Origin of the sequence: Paenibacillus sp. FSL H8-0104 (genome assembly GCF_038050215.1) — a bacterium.
Lineage (GTDB): Bacteria > Bacillota > Bacilli > Paenibacillales > Paenibacillaceae > Paenibacillus > Paenibacillus amylolyticus.
The window spans coordinates 2364104-2380900 of record NZ_JBBOTC010000001.1 but is presented as its reverse complement, the minus strand read 5'-3'; the positions used below and the strand labels follow the sequence as shown (position 1 = coordinate 2380900).

The 16797-nt window shown below is 47.4% G+C and carries 12 protein-coding genes; 2 read left to right on the top strand and 10 right to left on the bottom strand.

Annotated elements, in window-relative coordinates:
• Positions 1–36: 36 nt before the first annotated feature.
• Positions 37–2061: a Na+/H+ antiporter gene (locus NST38_RS10825; RefSeq protein WP_036609574.1), complete on the bottom strand. Its 2025-nt coding sequence runs from the start codon at positions 2059–2061 to the stop codon at positions 37–39.
• Positions 2062–2275: 214 nt separating this feature from the next.
• Between NST38_RS10825 and NST38_RS10820 the strand changes: the two genes are divergently transcribed.
• On the top strand, positions 2276–2575 hold the full coding sequence (locus tag NST38_RS10820; RefSeq protein WP_047842412.1) for a hypothetical protein: 300 nt from the start codon (positions 2276–2278) through the stop codon (positions 2573–2575).
• A gap of 98 nt (positions 2576–2673) precedes the next feature.
• Here NST38_RS10820 and NST38_RS10815 read toward each other — a convergent pair whose 3' ends face one another.
• The gene (locus NST38_RS10815; protein ID WP_036609579.1) at positions 2674–3156 is read right to left on the bottom strand and encodes a MarR family winged helix-turn-helix transcriptional regulator; all 483 of its coding nucleotides are present in this window, start codon (positions 3154–3156) and stop codon (positions 2674–2676) included.
• A gap of 270 nt (positions 3157–3426) precedes the next feature.
• On the opposite strand from NST38_RS10815, the gene NST38_RS10810 reads away from it, so the two are divergent.
• Positions 3427–4542, top strand: a complete 1116-nt coding sequence (locus tag NST38_RS10810; protein ID WP_076249875.1) for an FAD-dependent monooxygenase — start codon at positions 3427–3429, stop codon at positions 4540–4542.
• A 117-nt stretch (positions 4543–4659) separates the two neighbouring features.
• Here NST38_RS10810 and NST38_RS10805 read toward each other — a convergent pair whose 3' ends face one another.
• The 8 genes from NST38_RS10805 to NST38_RS10770 form a co-directional block, all read right to left on the bottom strand.
• Complete coding sequence (locus tag NST38_RS10805) at positions 4660–4890, bottom strand: hypothetical protein (protein ID WP_076208990.1); 231 nt, start codon at positions 4888–4890, stop codon at positions 4660–4662.
• A 215-nt stretch (positions 4891–5105) separates the two neighbouring features.
• A complete protein-coding gene (locus NST38_RS10800; protein WP_076249876.1) occupies positions 5106–7682 on the bottom strand; it encodes a beta-mannosidase in 2577 nt (858 codons plus the stop codon).
• A gap of 90 nt (positions 7683–7772) precedes the next feature.
• Positions 7773–9359, bottom strand: coding sequence for a helix-turn-helix domain-containing protein (locus NST38_RS10795; protein ID WP_076249877.1), 1587 nt, complete (start codon positions 9357–9359; stop codon positions 7773–7775).
• A complete protein-coding gene (locus NST38_RS10790) occupies positions 9356–11137 on the bottom strand; it encodes a cache domain-containing sensor histidine kinase (protein WP_341343963.1) in 1782 nt (593 codons plus the stop codon). Before NST38_RS10790 ends, NST38_RS10795 begins: the two co-directional genes overlap by 4 nt.
• A gap of 30 nt (positions 11138–11167) precedes the next feature.
• Entirely contained in the window at positions 11168–12022 is an 855-nt protein-coding gene (locus tag NST38_RS10785) for a carbohydrate ABC transporter permease (RefSeq protein WP_165790059.1), read from the bottom strand.
• A gap of 36 nt (positions 12023–12058) precedes the next feature.
• Positions 12059–12940, bottom strand: a complete 882-nt coding sequence (locus tag NST38_RS10780) for a carbohydrate ABC transporter permease (protein WP_047842406.1) — start codon at positions 12938–12940, stop codon at positions 12059–12061.
• Positions 12941–13041: 101 nt separating this feature from the next.
• Positions 13042–14355 (bottom strand): extracellular solute-binding protein, encoded by a 1314-nt coding sequence (locus NST38_RS10775; RefSeq protein ID WP_076249880.1) that lies wholly within the window; start codon positions 14353–14355, stop codon positions 13042–13044.
• A gap of 258 nt (positions 14356–14613) precedes the next feature.
• The gene (locus tag NST38_RS10770) at positions 14614–16707 is read right to left on the bottom strand and encodes an acyltransferase family protein (protein ID WP_076249881.1); all 2094 of its coding nucleotides are present in this window, start codon (positions 16705–16707) and stop codon (positions 14614–14616) included.
• Positions 16708–16797: the final 90 nt, after the last annotated feature.

The following is a 16797-nucleotide window of genomic DNA, read 5'->3' as shown; positions in this document are numbered from 1 at the left end:
ACCGTTTAGCATATTTAAAATATCGGATTTATCGGATTAGGTGTTTTTCAGCGCAGTTGCTTCCACGTCGTTAATAAACCGGCGCAGTTTTGCAGCCACATCACGGGTGATTTCGCCGTTTTCATACAGTTGTTGCACTGTATTACGCTGTTCCTGAATCGCCACCATCTGCAACTCCAATTTCTCCTGATTAAATGGATCTTCCGTTTTACCCTGGTTCCAGGTACGCAATTTGGCAATTACACGCTCATACTTGGCAATGACCGACAGTGCGACTACTCGATTCCCATCGTTCATATGGGCACGAATAGCCTTAATTGCCGCTTCAGAGGTGCGCAGCTTCACCTGACGGAACAGTTCTGCATTTTCAAGCATAAATGGTTGATTCGGCTTCTGGGACCGGTTGGTGAAGAGATGTCCTAACACACGACCGATCTCGCTGATCGAAGTCATGAACTGAGTGTTTGCACGATTCGCCAGCATCATTTCCTTGCGATCCAGCCAGCTGTCACATTTGAAGGCCGCATCAGAAGCAATTGCATTTTCGTCTAACATTACTTCAACTTCTTTACGCTCCGCCCGGGTGGCAATCAGGTTAATAGCCGTTTCTTGTTTCTGAATATCTTTGCGTTTATCGGCGGTAAGCTGACCTGCGGCCTGTCTAATGTACTTGGACAAGTCGGAGACAACCGCGAGTGCCGCAGCTTTGTTCTCATCGTTCATTTCGGATTTGACAGCTCGTATTGCCGCATTCAGCATAATGTCATGTGCTTTTCGTTCTGACTTCTGCGGTGTTTCTTCTGTAGATTTCCCATCGTCCTTGGCCAGAACTGGAAGAAACACGCTCGCCGCAATCAGGGAGAAGAGGATAACCCCTGCCGCGAGGAAAATAATCAGATCCCGTTCAGGGAAAGGTGATCCATCCTGAAGCACATAAGGAATGGAGAACGCACCCGCCAATGTTACAGCCCCCCGCACTCCAGAGAGGGAAATGATCGTAATATCCTTGAATCTGGGCCGACCAATAGAGGATTTGGTACGCAGCAATTCATTCCCTTGCCAGAACAGATAGATCCAGAGAAAACGCAGAACCAGCAGTAGCACCGAGATCAAGCCCACATATCCCAACACCTGCAGATTATTAAACGAAACATTTTCAAAGATGGTACTCAACACATCCGGTACCTGTACACCCAAAATAACAAACACAAGGCCATTTAGTATAAATAAAATGACTGACCATGTGCTCGCAGATACCACCTGCATTTTCAACTGAACCGATTCAGCGCGGTCACGCTCAATGGCGTGGATAATACCGCCTGCCACTACCGCAAGAATACCTGATACCCCAATTTCTTCACTCACCAGATAGATGATAAATGGCGTCAGGATTTGCAGCAGCATGTGAATGGTCACATCTTCCATGCCCAGTCTACGGATCCATACCCCTAGCCTGATTAACAGAAAAGATAACAATGCCCCGACAAGAAGTCCGCCAATCGCAATCAGAATAAAACTGAAGGTTGCATTCGCCAGGGAAAATACACCTGTAACTGTGGCTGCAATTGCGAATTTGAAGGCCACGAGGCCAGATGCATCATTCATTAATGCTTCACCTTCAAGAAGCCTATGTATGCCTTTGGGCAAATGTACCCGGCCCGCCATGGCGCCAACGGCCACAGCATCTGTCGGGGACAGTATGGCTGCAAGAGCAAAAGCAGCAGGTAACGGAATCGAAGGAATCAGCCAGTGAATGGCATATCCCGCCACGACCACCGTCACGAATACAAGCCCTAGTGCAAGCAGAAGTATCGGTGCACGCAGATTCCATAATTCATTCCTTGGCGTTCGCTTACCATCGTTGTATAACAAAGGAGCGATGAACAGTACAAAGAACAATTCCGGATTCAACGGCAGGTGAACACCTGCGGGAAGCAAAGCTATAGCTACACCAAGCACGATTTGAATGAGCGGAATGGGAATAAAAGGTACAAACCGGTTTAAGATATTGGATAAACCAATCAGTACCAGTAACACAAGTACGGCAATAAATATTTCCATGATGACAATCCCTTTCCGCTATAGAAGTGGTGAAACCTTTGTTGTATAGGTTTATTTTAACATAATCCAGACTTTATTATAAAAATGTTGTCATATTCATATACCCAATCAACTCGCCTCAGACTAGTCTGAATGAAAGATTTCTGATGGATTCTGTATATAAGATGTTACAATATGCTCAGGACAATACCCGTTTGGAAAGGAACTTGCATCTATGGCATTTGGAATTAAACGACAAGAGCTTGCTGCGTGGAAGGAACAAGTGGCTCGGGGTGAGATTGCGTACCTCACTCATTTCTGGATTGACAACCGATTTCCCGGTATCACCAGTGTCACCAAAGTTGGCTGTGCAGATCTGGAACGTCTCGAACGTTGGTGCAACGATCATGGGCTGGACCCGCGATACATTCATCGGCGGCAGCCCTTTCCCCACTTTGACCTGATGGGCAGCAAGCAAAAAGAAATTTTGATCCAAGAAGGCATGACAGATCATGTGGTTCGCTTTCATTTGTAAACCAACTCAAAAACGCCAGTCTTCAAGGTTCATCCCCCCGCAATTAGGGACGAACTCATGAGGACTGACGTCTTCAAGGAATCAAGTCATATTATGGACTACCGGTGGATCTGCTCAAACGACTTCATGTTCTCCAGCAGTTTCAGTTCAATTTTCTTCAGCATGCCAAACATCTGCTGTTGCTCCTCTTCGGAAAGTGCTTGCAACAATTCCCACGTCATTCGGCCGCGATTCGCATTAAGTGTCTTGGCAAGCTGCGCGCCTTCATCCGTTAAGGACAGCCACACAATTCTCCGGTCTTCTTCACTGCGCACCCGCTGGATCAACCCTTCCGTCTCCAGTTGATTCAGTACAATGGTGGTTGCGCCGGAAGACAAACTGAGTTGTCTAGCCACATCAACCGCCATGCAGCGTTTTTCACGTAAAATCATGCCCAATATATGACTTTTTGTCGGATTCAGTTTACAGTTGGTTTCGGTCTTCTGTTGCTGATCCAATACTTTATTTTTATATCTGAAGAAGGCCTCCAACAATTGATCTACGTTTGCCAATTGAGAGTTTCGCTCCGTATCCGGGCTCATAAACGTTCCTCCGCCTTTCATCATAACCTACCTTATATTGTAACATATCTACACTATGATGTTTGTGAAAAATGCGCTTGTATCCAACACCTTATCGTTGACTGCAAGACTCTTGTTTTATTTTGGGTTTCGCCTATTGCATTATGGCAACGGGTTTGTTTATAATAACCTATATCTTTAAAGTTACTTTTAGTTACTTAATGATTTTAATAAATCTGTTGTTATAAAGTAAATAAAGCGTCACCATTATAATGCAAGGGACTTATGCACATGAATCAGAATACACAATCACAACTCAAAACGGATGTTTGCATCGTGGGCGCTGGACCTGGCGGTGCTTTGCTTTCTTATTTACTGAATCAAAAAGGAATCTCCACGATGCTCATTGAGCGGCAGCCCCACCTGCACAAGTCGTTTCGCGGGGAGTTGCTTAATGTGGACGGCGAAGCCATTTTAAATAAACACGGCCTCTATTCCCTCATTCAGCAACGCGGAGCGCTGCTCTTGGAACAGATTCAGTATTGGGAAAATGGGCAGATTATTCATACGGTATCACCAGGCAATGGAGAATCTCATGTTGGTATTCATGTACCCCAAGATCATCTCCTGGAAGCCATCGTGTCGCATGCTCAGCAGCACAATTCAAACGAACAAGTACTATTCAATACGATTATGACCGGTTTGTTACGAGACAAGAACGGCCAGGTCGTGGGTATTAACATTCGGCAGAAGGGTGTTCCTGCCTCCATTGAAGCATCTGTAATTGTGGGTGCTGATGGCAGATACTCTGCTGTACGCAAACATTCCGGTATGACCCCGGAGATTCGTAAGCATGGGTATGATCTGCTCTGGGCACGCATTCCGGCACCCGTAGGTTGGGAACCCGCTGTTCGAATGGCCAGCATGGATGGTCAACAGCTCGCACTGTTCTCACAGTTCGGCGGTTATGTTCAGATTGGATGGAACATTCCCGAAGGAGCTTACTCCAAGCTGCGAGAGCAGCCGATTGCTCCTTTTGTAGATAAACTTGTATCTGCTTTTCCTTGCCTGTCTGATTCAGTAGCTGCCAACATTCAGAGCTGGAGTGATTTTGTTCTGTTATCTGTTGAAAGCAGCTATTGCCAGTCGTGGGCACAGGACAATGTTGTACTCATCGGTGATGCCGCTCATACCATGACACCAACCGGTGCGTTTGGACTTAATGCCGCGCTCGAAGATGCGGATGTGCTCTCCGAATTACTTGTCCAAATGGCTGCAGATCAATTCAGTTCCACTGCACAACTTCAGGAACTTCAGACGATTCGCGGTGCAAAGGTACAGCAGCAACTGGCACGACAAGTGGAGATGGAATCCTCTTTCCAACAGCGGTATGAATCCTTTCTCTAAACCCAGTTAATACAGATAAAATGCCTATATGCCCAAACAGCCGATCACTTCCTCATAGAGAAGAATCGGCTGTTTGGTTTGTTGGTTTATCTTTTTTATGTAATTCCGTATCCTTCTTCATTTTCGTTTGCGTGGAGCAAACGTGTCTTCTCTGGGTGCTCCTTCTTGTACAGTATCAACGTCCTTCGGATAGGATGAGATGTTATCTTTTTCATATACTGCTTTCTCCAGATTGCTTAAGCGGCGCAATACTTGTTTGCTTTTACGAACGATATATACGATACCAATAATCAGCAGGATCAACATCAGAATGAATATAACCATCTCCGGGTAAAAGACAAATGACATGAATCCACCTCCTTTGAAAACGATTTCTCTATATCATTCTAACCTTAATGATTCAAGATGTGAACCCGATTGGAAGTTTCGCTTGTGGAATAAGGACTAAATTACCTGACACAACGACATGAACTCACCCTGCTGCAAAAGTAAAAAAGGTGGCATCCCTGATCAGGATTACCACCTTGAACCTCGAATAAGATTCGAAGTCTGTGATTATTATTTTATCCTTCTCTGCCGTTCATGGCACTAACTCGAAGTTCTGTCAGTGGCAGAGACGTTTGCTCTGGGTGAAGTAGTCTCACTGTTCGGCTCTCACCGGGGAGCAGATCGAAATAATTGTCACTGAATCGGACACGCCCAAGGGGAAGCTCCAGCTTCACCAATCGTGCAATCCCACCACTGGCCGTAACCGTAACAGACTGCTCCTCCTCGTTCACATGTACGCTCAATTGCGACTCTGGCAACGTCACATCCTTAGGATCGCGCAAGAAGTAACGATTACTCGGTGCCGCAAATCCTTCGGATATCAACTCAACCATTACTTCCTCCGCGCGTCTACCCTGTAACACCTCTACTTCAGTTAATTCAACAATACACCGTGAGGATTGGGATGTTACTTCAACAGCACGTGAGCCGGAGTAGATCTTCTCTCCATCCAATGCATAGACATTGAGTCGAAGCTCCCCTTTCAAGACGTCACGTGTATCGTTCACAACCCACAACGCAAGCGGCTCACCCGGCTCATGCTCCAGTGACAACAGGACAGGATGAAAGAATATTTTCCCATAATAAAAGGATGCCTTCGGCAGCAGTTCATAATCAATCATGGACCAGCTTGTTCCTGGCCAACTATCGTTCAATTGCCATACAAGCGCTCCGCTGTTGCGGTGATTGATGCGCCGGAAATGTTCAATTCCATATCGTAGCCCTTCTGCTTGAGTAAGCATGGAGTAGTTCATATACTCTTCTATATTTTGCGGAATCCCTGTGTAACCCTCCATCAGCAAAATACCTTTTTGATGATTGGTATCTTTGTTACGATAGGCCATCTCCGGACTGCCCCAGTAAAACTGACCTGCGGGCATATTTTTCTCCAGTGTGTAACGATTGGCCGAGGCGTGCATACCAAATTCACTGCTGAACAATGCATGATCGTTTTTGTAATTTTTGAACGTTACACCTTCAATACTGTAGTCCAGCAGTGGTGGCTCTCCATGCTTCCTTGGATAGACCGAACCATGCCATACCTGCCAGTTGTGGCGATCCCCCACATCCGGGTCATTCGCATCCTGACCGTTGCTGTCTCCGAACGGCGAAGAAGGCCAGTACGGACGAGACAGATCCAAGCGCTCCAGCACTTCAGGGATTAGCTCATGATAGATCTGTTCGCCGTAGAACGGACTGGTAATATCTCCACTTGCCGACTTCATATCATAGAGCCAGTCAATCTCGTTATTACCACACCAAATAGCAAGCGAGGCACGGTTACGCAGGCGCAGGACATTGTTTTCTATCTCTTGCCGTACATTATCCATGAAATCACGATTGAAATCCGGGAATAATGCGTTTGCGAATGCAAAATCCTGCCACACCAACACCCCTTGCCGATCACACTCATCGTAGAAGACATCCTTCTCATATACACCACCAGCCCAGACACGCAACATGTTCATATGCCCTTCCACCGACAGCTCGACAAGCTCACGATATCGAGAGTTCGGGATGGCGCCAATCAGATGATCAGCCGGAATCCAGTTGGCACCCTTGGCATATACTTTGACTCCGTTCAGAATAAAAGTAAATGCATCTTCACCCCGTTCATTGTGAAGAGCCAGCTCAATCGTTCGTAACCCATAAGGCTCGCTATAACGATCCACCTCAACGCCATCGGCGAATAATGTAACCTCCAGCGTATACAGATACGGCTCACCCAGATCATGAGTCCACCATAACTGAGGTGACGTAACGTTTAATGTGGTATCTGCTATACCACCCTCTACGGGTAGTTCAGTGACACCTGCCACCTCGTGTCCACTGCGATCCAACAGACGAACATTACAGGTCGCAACCACAGCCTGCTCACGTTTCTGTCTGTTACGGTAAGACAAGACCGACTTCACATCAGCCGTGACATGTAAGACAGCTAGCTCTGAACTGACTGATTCCGTTCGAGCATATACACTTTCCAGCTTGGCGATTGTTCGTTTTTCCAGCCTTACCGCACCCCAGATCCCCACCGTAACCATGCGTGGACCCCAGTCCCAGCCAAAGTTCATCGCTGCTTTGCGCAACCATGGCCGTTCCTTCGTATACGAGGACCAGTCAAAGGTTTCTTTGTCCCGGTGATGCAGGTGAAGCGGATCAAACTTGACAGCAATCGCATTCCAACCGCTGCGTACCAGAGACGTTACATCAAATGCATGTGACATAAGCATATTGGCCGTTTTCCCGACTTCATGGCCGTTGACATATACCGTTGCAAACGTATCCAATCCTTCGAACACCAATTCAAAGTGCTCCTCCGTCTCTGCATCTCTCACCAGATTGAAGGTTGTGCGATACCACCATTCCTTTTGCTCAATCCAGCGACTTTTGGCATCATTATGTCCGTAATAGGGCGGATCAATGATACTGCGCTCAACCAATGCAGCATGTACATCGCCAGGCACTTCAGCCCCGATCCAGAAACGGTCATCCAGTGTAGCTGCTGCCACATCCATTGCCCGCTTCTCTCCAACTTCAAAATGCTGTATCTTCCATTGTCCCGATAAATCCTGACTTGAACTATAGGTCTTCATCAGTATGCCCTCACTCTCCAATAACCCTGAGTAATACCATATCGAAAACGTTTGCAGAAAGGTAAAACATGTTTCCTAATCTGCTCATTTCTAACTTCCCGAAGGCTTGAACAACAACGCCTCTTCGCGATACTCACTCGGGGTCTTGCCCGTATGTTTTTTGAACAGTCTGCTAAAATATTTCACGTCCTCGTAGCCGCTGATTGCAGCGACTTCACTGACCTTCGCTGGAGACACCGCCAGCATATCCATCGCTCTTCGTATACGCATATCGGTGACAAAATCTCCGAAGGTCACACCCATTTCTTTTTTAAACAGCTCACTGAGGTGACCCGGATGCAAATGAACATGTCCAGCTACCTGTTGCAGATTAATATCCTGCGCCAATGATGATTCAATATAACCGATAGCCTTCTGCACATGGGCAGCCTGTCCCTGGCCCATTCGGCTATGATATACATGCATCAGGCCATACAGATGATGGAACAGCATATCCCCGAGCTCCACAGCTTCGGCATCCGGTTCCGGCAACCAGGGCTCGAGCCTTGCGGGTTCTTCACGCCCTGTGGCTCGCATTGTGCGAGTCAGCCAGCGATGACCTGCAATGACAGCCGAGTGCAAACAAGCACTGAACGATTCTGGTGTGACCTCCGGTTCTGTAATCAGATTAGCCACAAGTTCCCGCGTCCAAGTCGTTAACGTGACTGAATCATTATCCAGCAATATTGTACCAAGTCTGGTCTCCTCTTCGTGCGTAAGTACAGTTTTACCACCTTGGCGATCCTGAACGTGCTCATAATGCCATACTTTATCATCCATCAAACCCCGATATCGGAAGGCAACTGAAGCAGTTCTATAGCTTTCGTGCAGATCTGCATATCCACGCATAGGCAGACCTACCGCTGCGCGGAGGGTGCACTTCAGTAATTGCTCCACCCGACGTAGTGCACTCTCCAGCCTGAACGTAGTTTCATGTTCCACAGGCGGCCATGAAACTACACAGATAATTTGCTGTTTCTCTACATGAGCAATGGCACCAGGTAACATATCCTCCAGGGTATTCTGCACCGCAAATCGTAATAGCGCATCCGAGGATTGATCCCAACCCTCTGCTCGAAGAATAATGACTTGTCTGAGAATCTGTTCATCATCAAGGCCAACAACCCCTGCCTCTTTTCCAGCATCAGATCGCAAGAATGAAGGAAAATGGCCCGAAGCGGTGTCACCATCAATGATCCATCCAGCAAATAACCGCTCTCGATTCTCCCGCATAAGCTGGCCCTCTCTGGACTTCTCTGCCCAACGTTCCGTGATTCGCTGTTTGGCCTGTAATACGGTTTTGATGATCTCTTCCGGCTTGCTTGTTTTGAGCAGATAATCTGTAACACCTTGGCGAATGGCCTGTTGGGCATAAGAAAAGTCATCGTATCCAGACAAAATAATGACCTCCAGCTCAGGTAACAATCGTAGTCCCTCTTCTGCCAGTTCCAACCCCGATCTGCCTGTCATCCGAATATCCGTCATCAGGATATTCGGACGTTCCTCAGCCATGCGTGTTAACGCCTCCTCTGCCGAGGCAGCAGGTTGAAGAAGCTCAATTCCGAGTTCATGCCATGCGATAACGCTGGCAAGCCCTGTACGGATAATGACTTCGTCATCAACAATTAATAGTCTCATGGCGAACCCTCCAAGATTGGAATGGAAAACGAAATCCGGGTACCTCCCCCAACTCTGCTGTCTACTTCAAGCTGTGCATCCGCTCCATAATGGAGCAGCAGTCTCTCATTTACATTGCAGAGCCCATAACCGCCTTTGTTCAGCTGTTTTTCCGGCTGTTTTCCCTTCCATTCCCTAATGCTTATCCTTAATTGCTCCAGTCTGTCCGGCTCCATGCCGACACCATCATCCAGCACCAGCACATTTATCTGTTCATTATCCGGGTCCTTGCGAATCATTATGGTGATGGTACCCACGCCTGCTTTGGGCTGAATGCCATGAATCATGGCGTTCTCAACAAGCGGTTGCAGCAATAGCTTCAGCATCATTCGCTTCTCAAGCGCTGGATCTACGATATAATGCAACACAAATTGATCAGGGAAACGAATCGACTGCACACGCACATAATGGCGAATATGAGCAATCTCCTGTTCCACAAGGCAGTAATCCTGACCATTGTTCAAGCTGATACGTAGAAAATCACTTAGGCCCTCAACCATATCCGCAATCCGCTTCTCTTCAGACATCAAGGCAATCCAATGAATTGAAGAGAGCGTGTTATATAGGAAGTGCGGATTAATCTGCGCCTGAAGCACCCGAAGATCCGCTTCTTTTTTGCGAGCTTCACCTCGAATAACCTCTTCCTTTAATAACTGAATATGTGCACCGAGCAGATTGTAACTCTCCCCAAGCCTGCCAATCTCGTCATCACTTTCAGATCGAAACAGAGGAAGCGGGCGTTCCGGATCAATTCGGGACAGATGCCGGGTAAGCACACGAAGCGGCCTCGTCACACGCCGCACCGTAAACCAGACCAAGCCAGCACTGATCACAGCAGACATGGCAACGGCGCAGCCGGTTAGAATAAGAATGTACCGATTCTCGGACTTGTACTGGTCGTATGGGACTGTTCCAACCAACGTCCACCCCGTCAATCCTTCCGGATAATAGAGCAATGTCCGTTTATCGTCACCACTGCCATACGTGGTGGTTCCGCTACCGCCATCCTGAATTAACGTCGAAATCCCTGGTTCGACACCTTCCAGCTTAAGTCCAAGCCGGGATTTGTCCATCGAAGACAGAATCTCTCCAGAACTGCCGATGAGCTCCAGTCTGCCTTGCCCTCTGCCTAATCCCAGAGCGGCCCATCCCTTGGATATGGCCTTCTCATCCAGACTAATGGCTAACCAGCCGATGGGTCGATAATCATGGATACTACGGATTGGCCTAACCAATGTGATCACATTTTGTATACCCGCATAATTCTGGACCGGATATACCCCCGTCCATTTTTTCACTGCTTCTCCGCTCGGCACTGGTGGATAAGATAAGCTTGAATTATTGGATTCATACCAGGTAGCCGTAGACAATGTGGCATCGAATCGGCTTGGATATATGGCGATGTTGGCGATATATTTCTTGGAAGCCGCCAGATTGGTCATCCTGCCCAGGATATCCACCCGGTCCAGCTCATGATCTTCATTGTGGCTAAGATACTGCTGGATGTCCCGTTCTCCAATCAGGAAAATCGATAGGTTCTCGGCATCTTGCAGCATATAACGAAGATTTGCTTCCACCTGTTTCAGCGTATCCATGCCAGACAGTTTTGTTTTTTGCTCTGTAATGCGGGAAGAGATCAGAAAGGCGAACAGACCCAACGCCAGCAATGGCACAATCATTGAAGCCGTCACGACGACCGATAGCTTCCTTTGTAACGAAGATGTGAGCCAGCGTGCCAAACGTTTCTCCTCCTCTGGATGCGCTTTCGCTTATCCTTTGACAGCTCCGGCTGTCATGCCTTTCATAACTTGTTCCTGGAATACGAGATACAAGATAATGGTTGGAATAACCGACAGGGTCATGGCAGCAAGCGTTAATCCGTAATCGGTTTGATACCCATCCGCAAAGTTCGCAATGGCCAGCGGTAACGTTTTCAATCCGGTTTTGTTGATGAATACAAGCGCAAATGAAAAGTCATTCCACGCATGCAAGAAACTCAGGATCGTAACCGTTGACAACGCAGGCACAGACATGGGTAACATGATTCGGGTAAACAGCCCCCAAAGTCCTGTTCCATCAATAAAAGCTGCCTCTTCAATATCACGTGGAACACTTGTCAGATAAGCCGTAAGCACAAAAATGGCCGTAGGCAATGCAAAAGCCGTATAAGGTAATATTAAGGCCCAGTACGTATTTAGTAAGGACATCTGTTTCATTAGAATAAATAAGGGGACAAGCGTACTATGGATCGGAATAAGCATACCAACAACAAAGAAGGTCATGATCAACCCTTTCCAGCGAAACTGGAAACGAGCCAGGATGAATGAAGCCAGCGCTGCAATAAACAGCGTCAGAATAAGTGAACCCACCGATACGATTAGTGAATTGCCAAAAGCAGTCCCTAGCCTGGAGCTTTCCCATGCATTGCTGAAATTGGCAACATTCCAGTTTTCCGGCAGACCAAAGGGCCTGCTATAGAAATCTTCATTTGTTTTGAATGCACTAATCACGAGCCAGTAGAACGGATACAATGTTAAAATACCATAGACCGTTAGCAGCGTCCAAACAATTCCGCTACGTAAGCGACGAATCGGATGGCCCGAGCTGCTTCGAGGTGATGGCATGGATACAGGTGTCACGCGCATGATAGCTCCTCCTCTCTATTGATTCTCTTTTCGTTTGCGACTGGTTAGCCACTGGCTTGTTCCGATCAGCAGCAGGGAGATCAGTACGATGGTTGTGGAGATCGCACTACCAAAACCATATCGGTATGTTGTAAAGGTTGAATTGTACATATACGTTGCAAGCAGTTCCGTCGCATGTGCGGGACCACCCTTGGTCATGATGTAGACCAGATCGAATGATTTCAGACTACCCGAAATACATAGAATGATCGCTACCTGAACCGTACCCCAGATTATGGGCAAAGAGACCGATACCAGTTTCCGGATTCCTGAAGCACCGTCTATTTTGGCAGCATCATGAATCTCGCCTGGAATATTCTGTAGTGCCGAGATAAAGATAATCAGATACAACCCGACAAAGCTCCAGAGCAGCGGCGGTACCAATGAGAAAATGGCAATCTTGTCATCGGAAAGCCATTGTAGCTTCCAACTTTCCAGCCCCAGAGCGTCCAGCAGAAAGTTCAATATCCCGATCTGCGGATGATAGATATACTGCCAGATCATACCGATAACGACAGTGGATAACACCATCGGCAGAAATACGGCTGAGCGCAGAAACCGCTGTAATGGATTGCTTTTGTGTAATATGACCGCCAACATCAACGCTAACGGAATTTGTCCAAACACCGATGCCAACACAAAAATAACGTTATTTTTCAGTGCCCGCCAAAACACAGGATCATGCCAGATCTCTACGTAATTATCCACACCAATATATTTGGATGCGCCGATGCCGGACCAGTTGAAGAAACCGTAGTATGCCGACCACACGACCGGTACAAATACAAACAATGCATAAATGATGACTGCCGGGGCCAGCCCCAGCATAATAAAACGCCGACTTCGCAGTGCGTTCATCTGTTCACTTCCCTTCCATAAATTCCTTTACCAACTTGCAACTGACTGTCTCATTCATACTTAAAACCCCTCCCCTGCCGGGAAGGGGTTTTAACGAATGGTTACTGACTAACTGCATTGGCTTGAGCCGCCTGAATTTTAGCCGCAATGTCTTCGGCCTTGCCGCCCATAAGCAACTCTTGCAATGCATTATTAATAACCTCAACCGTTGCCGATCCCAGCTTGGAATCGTATACTGGCGTGATCTTCACTTCCTGCATCAGATCATATAATTCTACGAACAATGGATGTGCTTTGGTTTTGTCCAGATCAATCTTGTAACTCACCAATGTGCTGCTATCCAATGTGGCCTTCTGACCATCAGGTCCTGCCAGCGCGTAGAACAGCTCCATCGCTGCCTCTTTTTGTGCACCGCTCAGCTTTTTACTTACACCCAATCCGGTTCCTACTACACCGGATGTTGTTCTTGGTTCACCCTGACCTCCGTCCACTGGAGGAAGAATCGTAATATGTGTGTTGTTCAACACCTCTTCAGGTGCATTGTTCACCAGATTTGCCAAGGCCCATCCGCCGTTCATGACCATCGCTGCCTTACCTTGGAAATAAAGCTGCATCATCTGTGTCTCATCGATACTGTTGAATCCATCTTGGAATGCTTTGGTGTTGCCAAGCTCCTGCATCTTGTTCAAGGCTTCAACAAATTGTGGATCGGTAAAGCTAGCACCCTCTTGTGCTGCCGCTTTCAGGAACCAGTCCGTACCGGTAATCCGATCAGCCAGTGTACTGAATATCGTTGATTGAGCTACCCAGTTGGCTTTGTTGCCAAGTGCCATGGGAATGACTTTATTTTGATTAAAAGTAGCAATCGCTTGTTCCAGTTCCGCCCATGTCTCAGGCACTTTTACGTTGTACTGCTTGAAAAGAGCTTCATTGTAATAAATGAAGGAACTCGGCGCCAGATTCATCGGCACGGAGTAGATATTCCCGTCTACGGTGTATCCGTCCAATGCATTCGGGATAAAGTTATCTTTCCACTCCGGCTTTGCGTCCAGCTCTGCATTAATGGGCTGTAACAGGTCCCCTTTGACAAATTCCTTAGTCATGGCATCCGGCCACATCACGAACAGGTCTGGCATCTCGTTGGCAGCTGCCACCGTACGAAGCCGGGTTTTGAGACCATCTGTTGGCAAGCCTTCATCCACAACTTCAATATCTGGATGCGCCGCGCGAAAATCTTCAATAATTTTGCGCATCGCAACCGCCTTTGCATCCTGTCCGGTCCAGTTGTGCCAGAGTGTGACGGTTACTTTGTCATTGCCGCTGCCTCCTTCTGAAGTGTCCCCGCCAGCACAGCCAGCAAGAATAATGGAGAACAATGTTATTGCCAGGAAACCTGAAAGCCATTTTTTTAACATCTCTATAATCCCCCTCGGCGATTTGAATACACTTATTGTAAATGTTAACGCTATCATACCGTAAGGTGACGATCCACGGATGCAGGGGTGAAAAATATCGGTTCCCCTGTTTGGAATTTACTTTGCTGACTTATTTGTTCATAACAACTAAAAAGAGCCCTCACAATGAGAGCTCTTTCTTGTTGCAGCCGTTGGTAGCTTCACCCCAGGCTATATATAATGAATAAGTGCTAAATCGTATTAAATATGGATTGCGTATTATTGGATACTGTTTTTCACCAGTTCTGCAAAAGCTTCGGACCCTTGCGTAGTGAGATGTACGCCATCTTTTTCAAAATATTCGTCATGTCCCTCACTTGCACTGTTCCAGTCAATCAAGGAGACATTGCTGTATTTGGATGCAGCCTCATTCAATGCCCTGTTCACCGTTCGTTCCCACGGACGAGGTACGCGCACAGTAACCAGAAATACCTGATCCTCATCTTTCAGATAATCAAGCACAGCATTCAAGTTTTTGGAGTTAAAGGAACCATTCGTCCCGAGCTCCAGCACCACTTTGCTGCCCATTTGGTTGTTTTGTTTCAGACCTTCCAATACATCGCCTGCCTGCCACATCTGACGACCGACATGTCCGTCCACATACACTCCCGATATACTTTGCTCCAGATACGGTTTTGCATCCAAAATCACCGAATCTCCAATGACGGTATAATGAACCTTGCCATCCTGGGCAGGAGGAGCCGTTTCTTCATTGTCCTGAGATGAATCAGGTGCATCATCCGTATGATCCGTATTATCGGATTGATTCGCTCCGGCGTCATCCGGTGTATCATTCTCGTTAGTCACGGAGTCATCGGCCGGCTTATCTTCAGACTGACCGTCCTTACCAGGATTCACTGAATTGTCTTGGTCGTCAGGTTTTGAATCTGGAGCAGACTCTCCCGTTGGCTTCTCATTTTTCCCCGGATCATCTTTCGTTCCTGCTTCCGGTTTATGGGTATGAGCATCGTTCTTTTCGCCAGAGCCTGACGTCGCTGTAATAGCTGGCAACACATCCTGTCCCTGTTCCTCCGCTACGGAATTCTCTCCATTTAATGTGTTGGACATCGATACCGAATGGGAGTCAGAGTTCGCTGCATGTGAGACCATCATCTGAGATACCGTATAGGACAACAGCAGAATCGTCATCAACAGACCTGCCCGCTTCCACCATACGTTACGTATACCGATTGATGACCGCCCTCTTCCCCATATTCGGGACCAAGAATCACGGAATCCATTGTACCGAATCGGATTTTCAATATATTTAAGGGACAATGAGGCCAGTACAACCGTTGCAGCAACCTGTAAAATGATTCGTACAGGATGTGCTCCTCCCGTATCCACCGCGGGATTGGTTAACATAATGACTGGATAATGCCACAGATATAATCCGTAGGATCGCTCTCCGATCCAGCGTAATGGCTTCGCGCCAATGATACGTGCCAGGAAAGACGATGGGTGAGCCAACACCGCTACCAGCAACGTTGTTGCGATAGCTTGAAGCACCATGCCCCCTTGATACAGAAACGGATCATATTCACTGCTGTTCAGCATCATGTAGATTAACAAAGCGAGCGCAGCAAGTCCCGACACATCGAGCACAAGCCGGTTCATGCCAGACAGAGAGTTCGATAGCTTGCGACTAGGCCACACCACGGCAAGAGCAGCACCAGCAAGCAGTGCAAATGCCCGCGTGTCTGTTCCATAATATACACGGCTCGGGTCCAAATCCGGATTATACATGATGGCCATTGCGCCAGCAGATAATTCAGCTGCGACGACAATGAAAACGACCAGCCATCCCTTTCTTTTGAACACTACGATTGCTGCGATCAGTAGAAGAGGCCATATAAGATAAAATTGCTCTTCCACAGCCAGTGACCAGAAATGTCCAAACGGTGATGGAGGGCCAAAACTTTCGAAATAGGAAACGTTGTGAAAGATATACCACCAATTGCTTATGTATAATACACCCGAAACGATATCACCACGAAGCGCAGCAAGCCGGGATGGATCTGTACAAGCCAACCAGATCATCACCACAGCTGTCATGGTCAGCATGCCTGGAAGCAAACGCCTTACCCGTCTTACCCAGAAATCACCGAGTGAAATGCGTCCATGTTCCTGCCACTGTGACACGAGAATATCTGTAATTAAATATCCCGAGAGAACAAAAAATATACCTACACCGAGCAGTCCGCCCGGGATAAAATCCAAATTTAGATGATACGCGATTACCGCAAGTACAGCGATGGCTCGCAAGCCGTCAAGTCCGTTCATATGTCTCTTACGATTTAACGATTGTGACATGCATGCCCCTCCTTGTTACTGTGAGTCAACAACATCGGTGTTGGGGGCATAAAGGAACTCCTGATCGTTCTGGTTGTCATTAACATACGT

Excerpts from the sequence above, each read along its gene's own strand:
- NST38_RS10825 (WP_036609574.1), bottom strand. The coding sequence starts at position 2,061 with ATGGAAATATTTATTGCCGTACTTGTGTTACTGGTACTGATTGGTTTA.
- NST38_RS10820 (WP_047842412.1), top strand. The coding sequence starts at position 2,276 with ATGGCATTTGGAATTAAACGACAAGAGCTTGCTGCGTGGAAGGAACAA.
- NST38_RS10815 (WP_036609579.1), bottom strand. The coding sequence starts at position 3,156 with ATGAGCCCGGATACGGAGCGAAACTCTCAATTGGCAAACGTAGATCAA.
- NST38_RS10810 (WP_076249875.1), top strand. The coding sequence starts at position 3,427 with ATGAATCAGAATACACAATCACAACTCAAAACGGATGTTTGCATCGTG.
- NST38_RS10805 (WP_076208990.1), bottom strand. The coding sequence starts at position 4,890 with ATGTCATTTGTCTTTTACCCGGAGATGGTTATATTCATTCTGATGTTG.
- NST38_RS10800 (WP_076249876.1), bottom strand. The coding sequence starts at position 7,682 with ATGAAGACCTATAGTTCAAGTCAGGATTTATCGGGACAATGGAAGATA.
- NST38_RS10795 (WP_076249877.1), bottom strand. The coding sequence starts at position 9,359 with ATGAGACTATTAATTGTTGATGACGAAGTCATTATCCGTACAGGGCTT.
- NST38_RS10785 (WP_165790059.1), bottom strand. The coding sequence starts at position 12,022 with ATGCCATCACCTCGAAGCAGCTCGGGCCATCCGATTCGTCGCTTACGT.
- NST38_RS10780 (WP_047842406.1), bottom strand. The coding sequence starts at position 12,940 with ATGAACGCACTGCGAAGTCGGCGTTTTATTATGCTGGGGCTGGCCCCG.
- NST38_RS10775 (WP_076249880.1), bottom strand. The coding sequence starts at position 14,355 with ATGTTAAAAAAATGGCTTTCAGGTTTCCTGGCAATAACATTGTTCTCC.
- NST38_RS10770 (WP_076249881.1), bottom strand. The coding sequence starts at position 16,707 with ATGTCACAATCGTTAAATCGTAAGAGACATATGAACGGACTTGACGGC.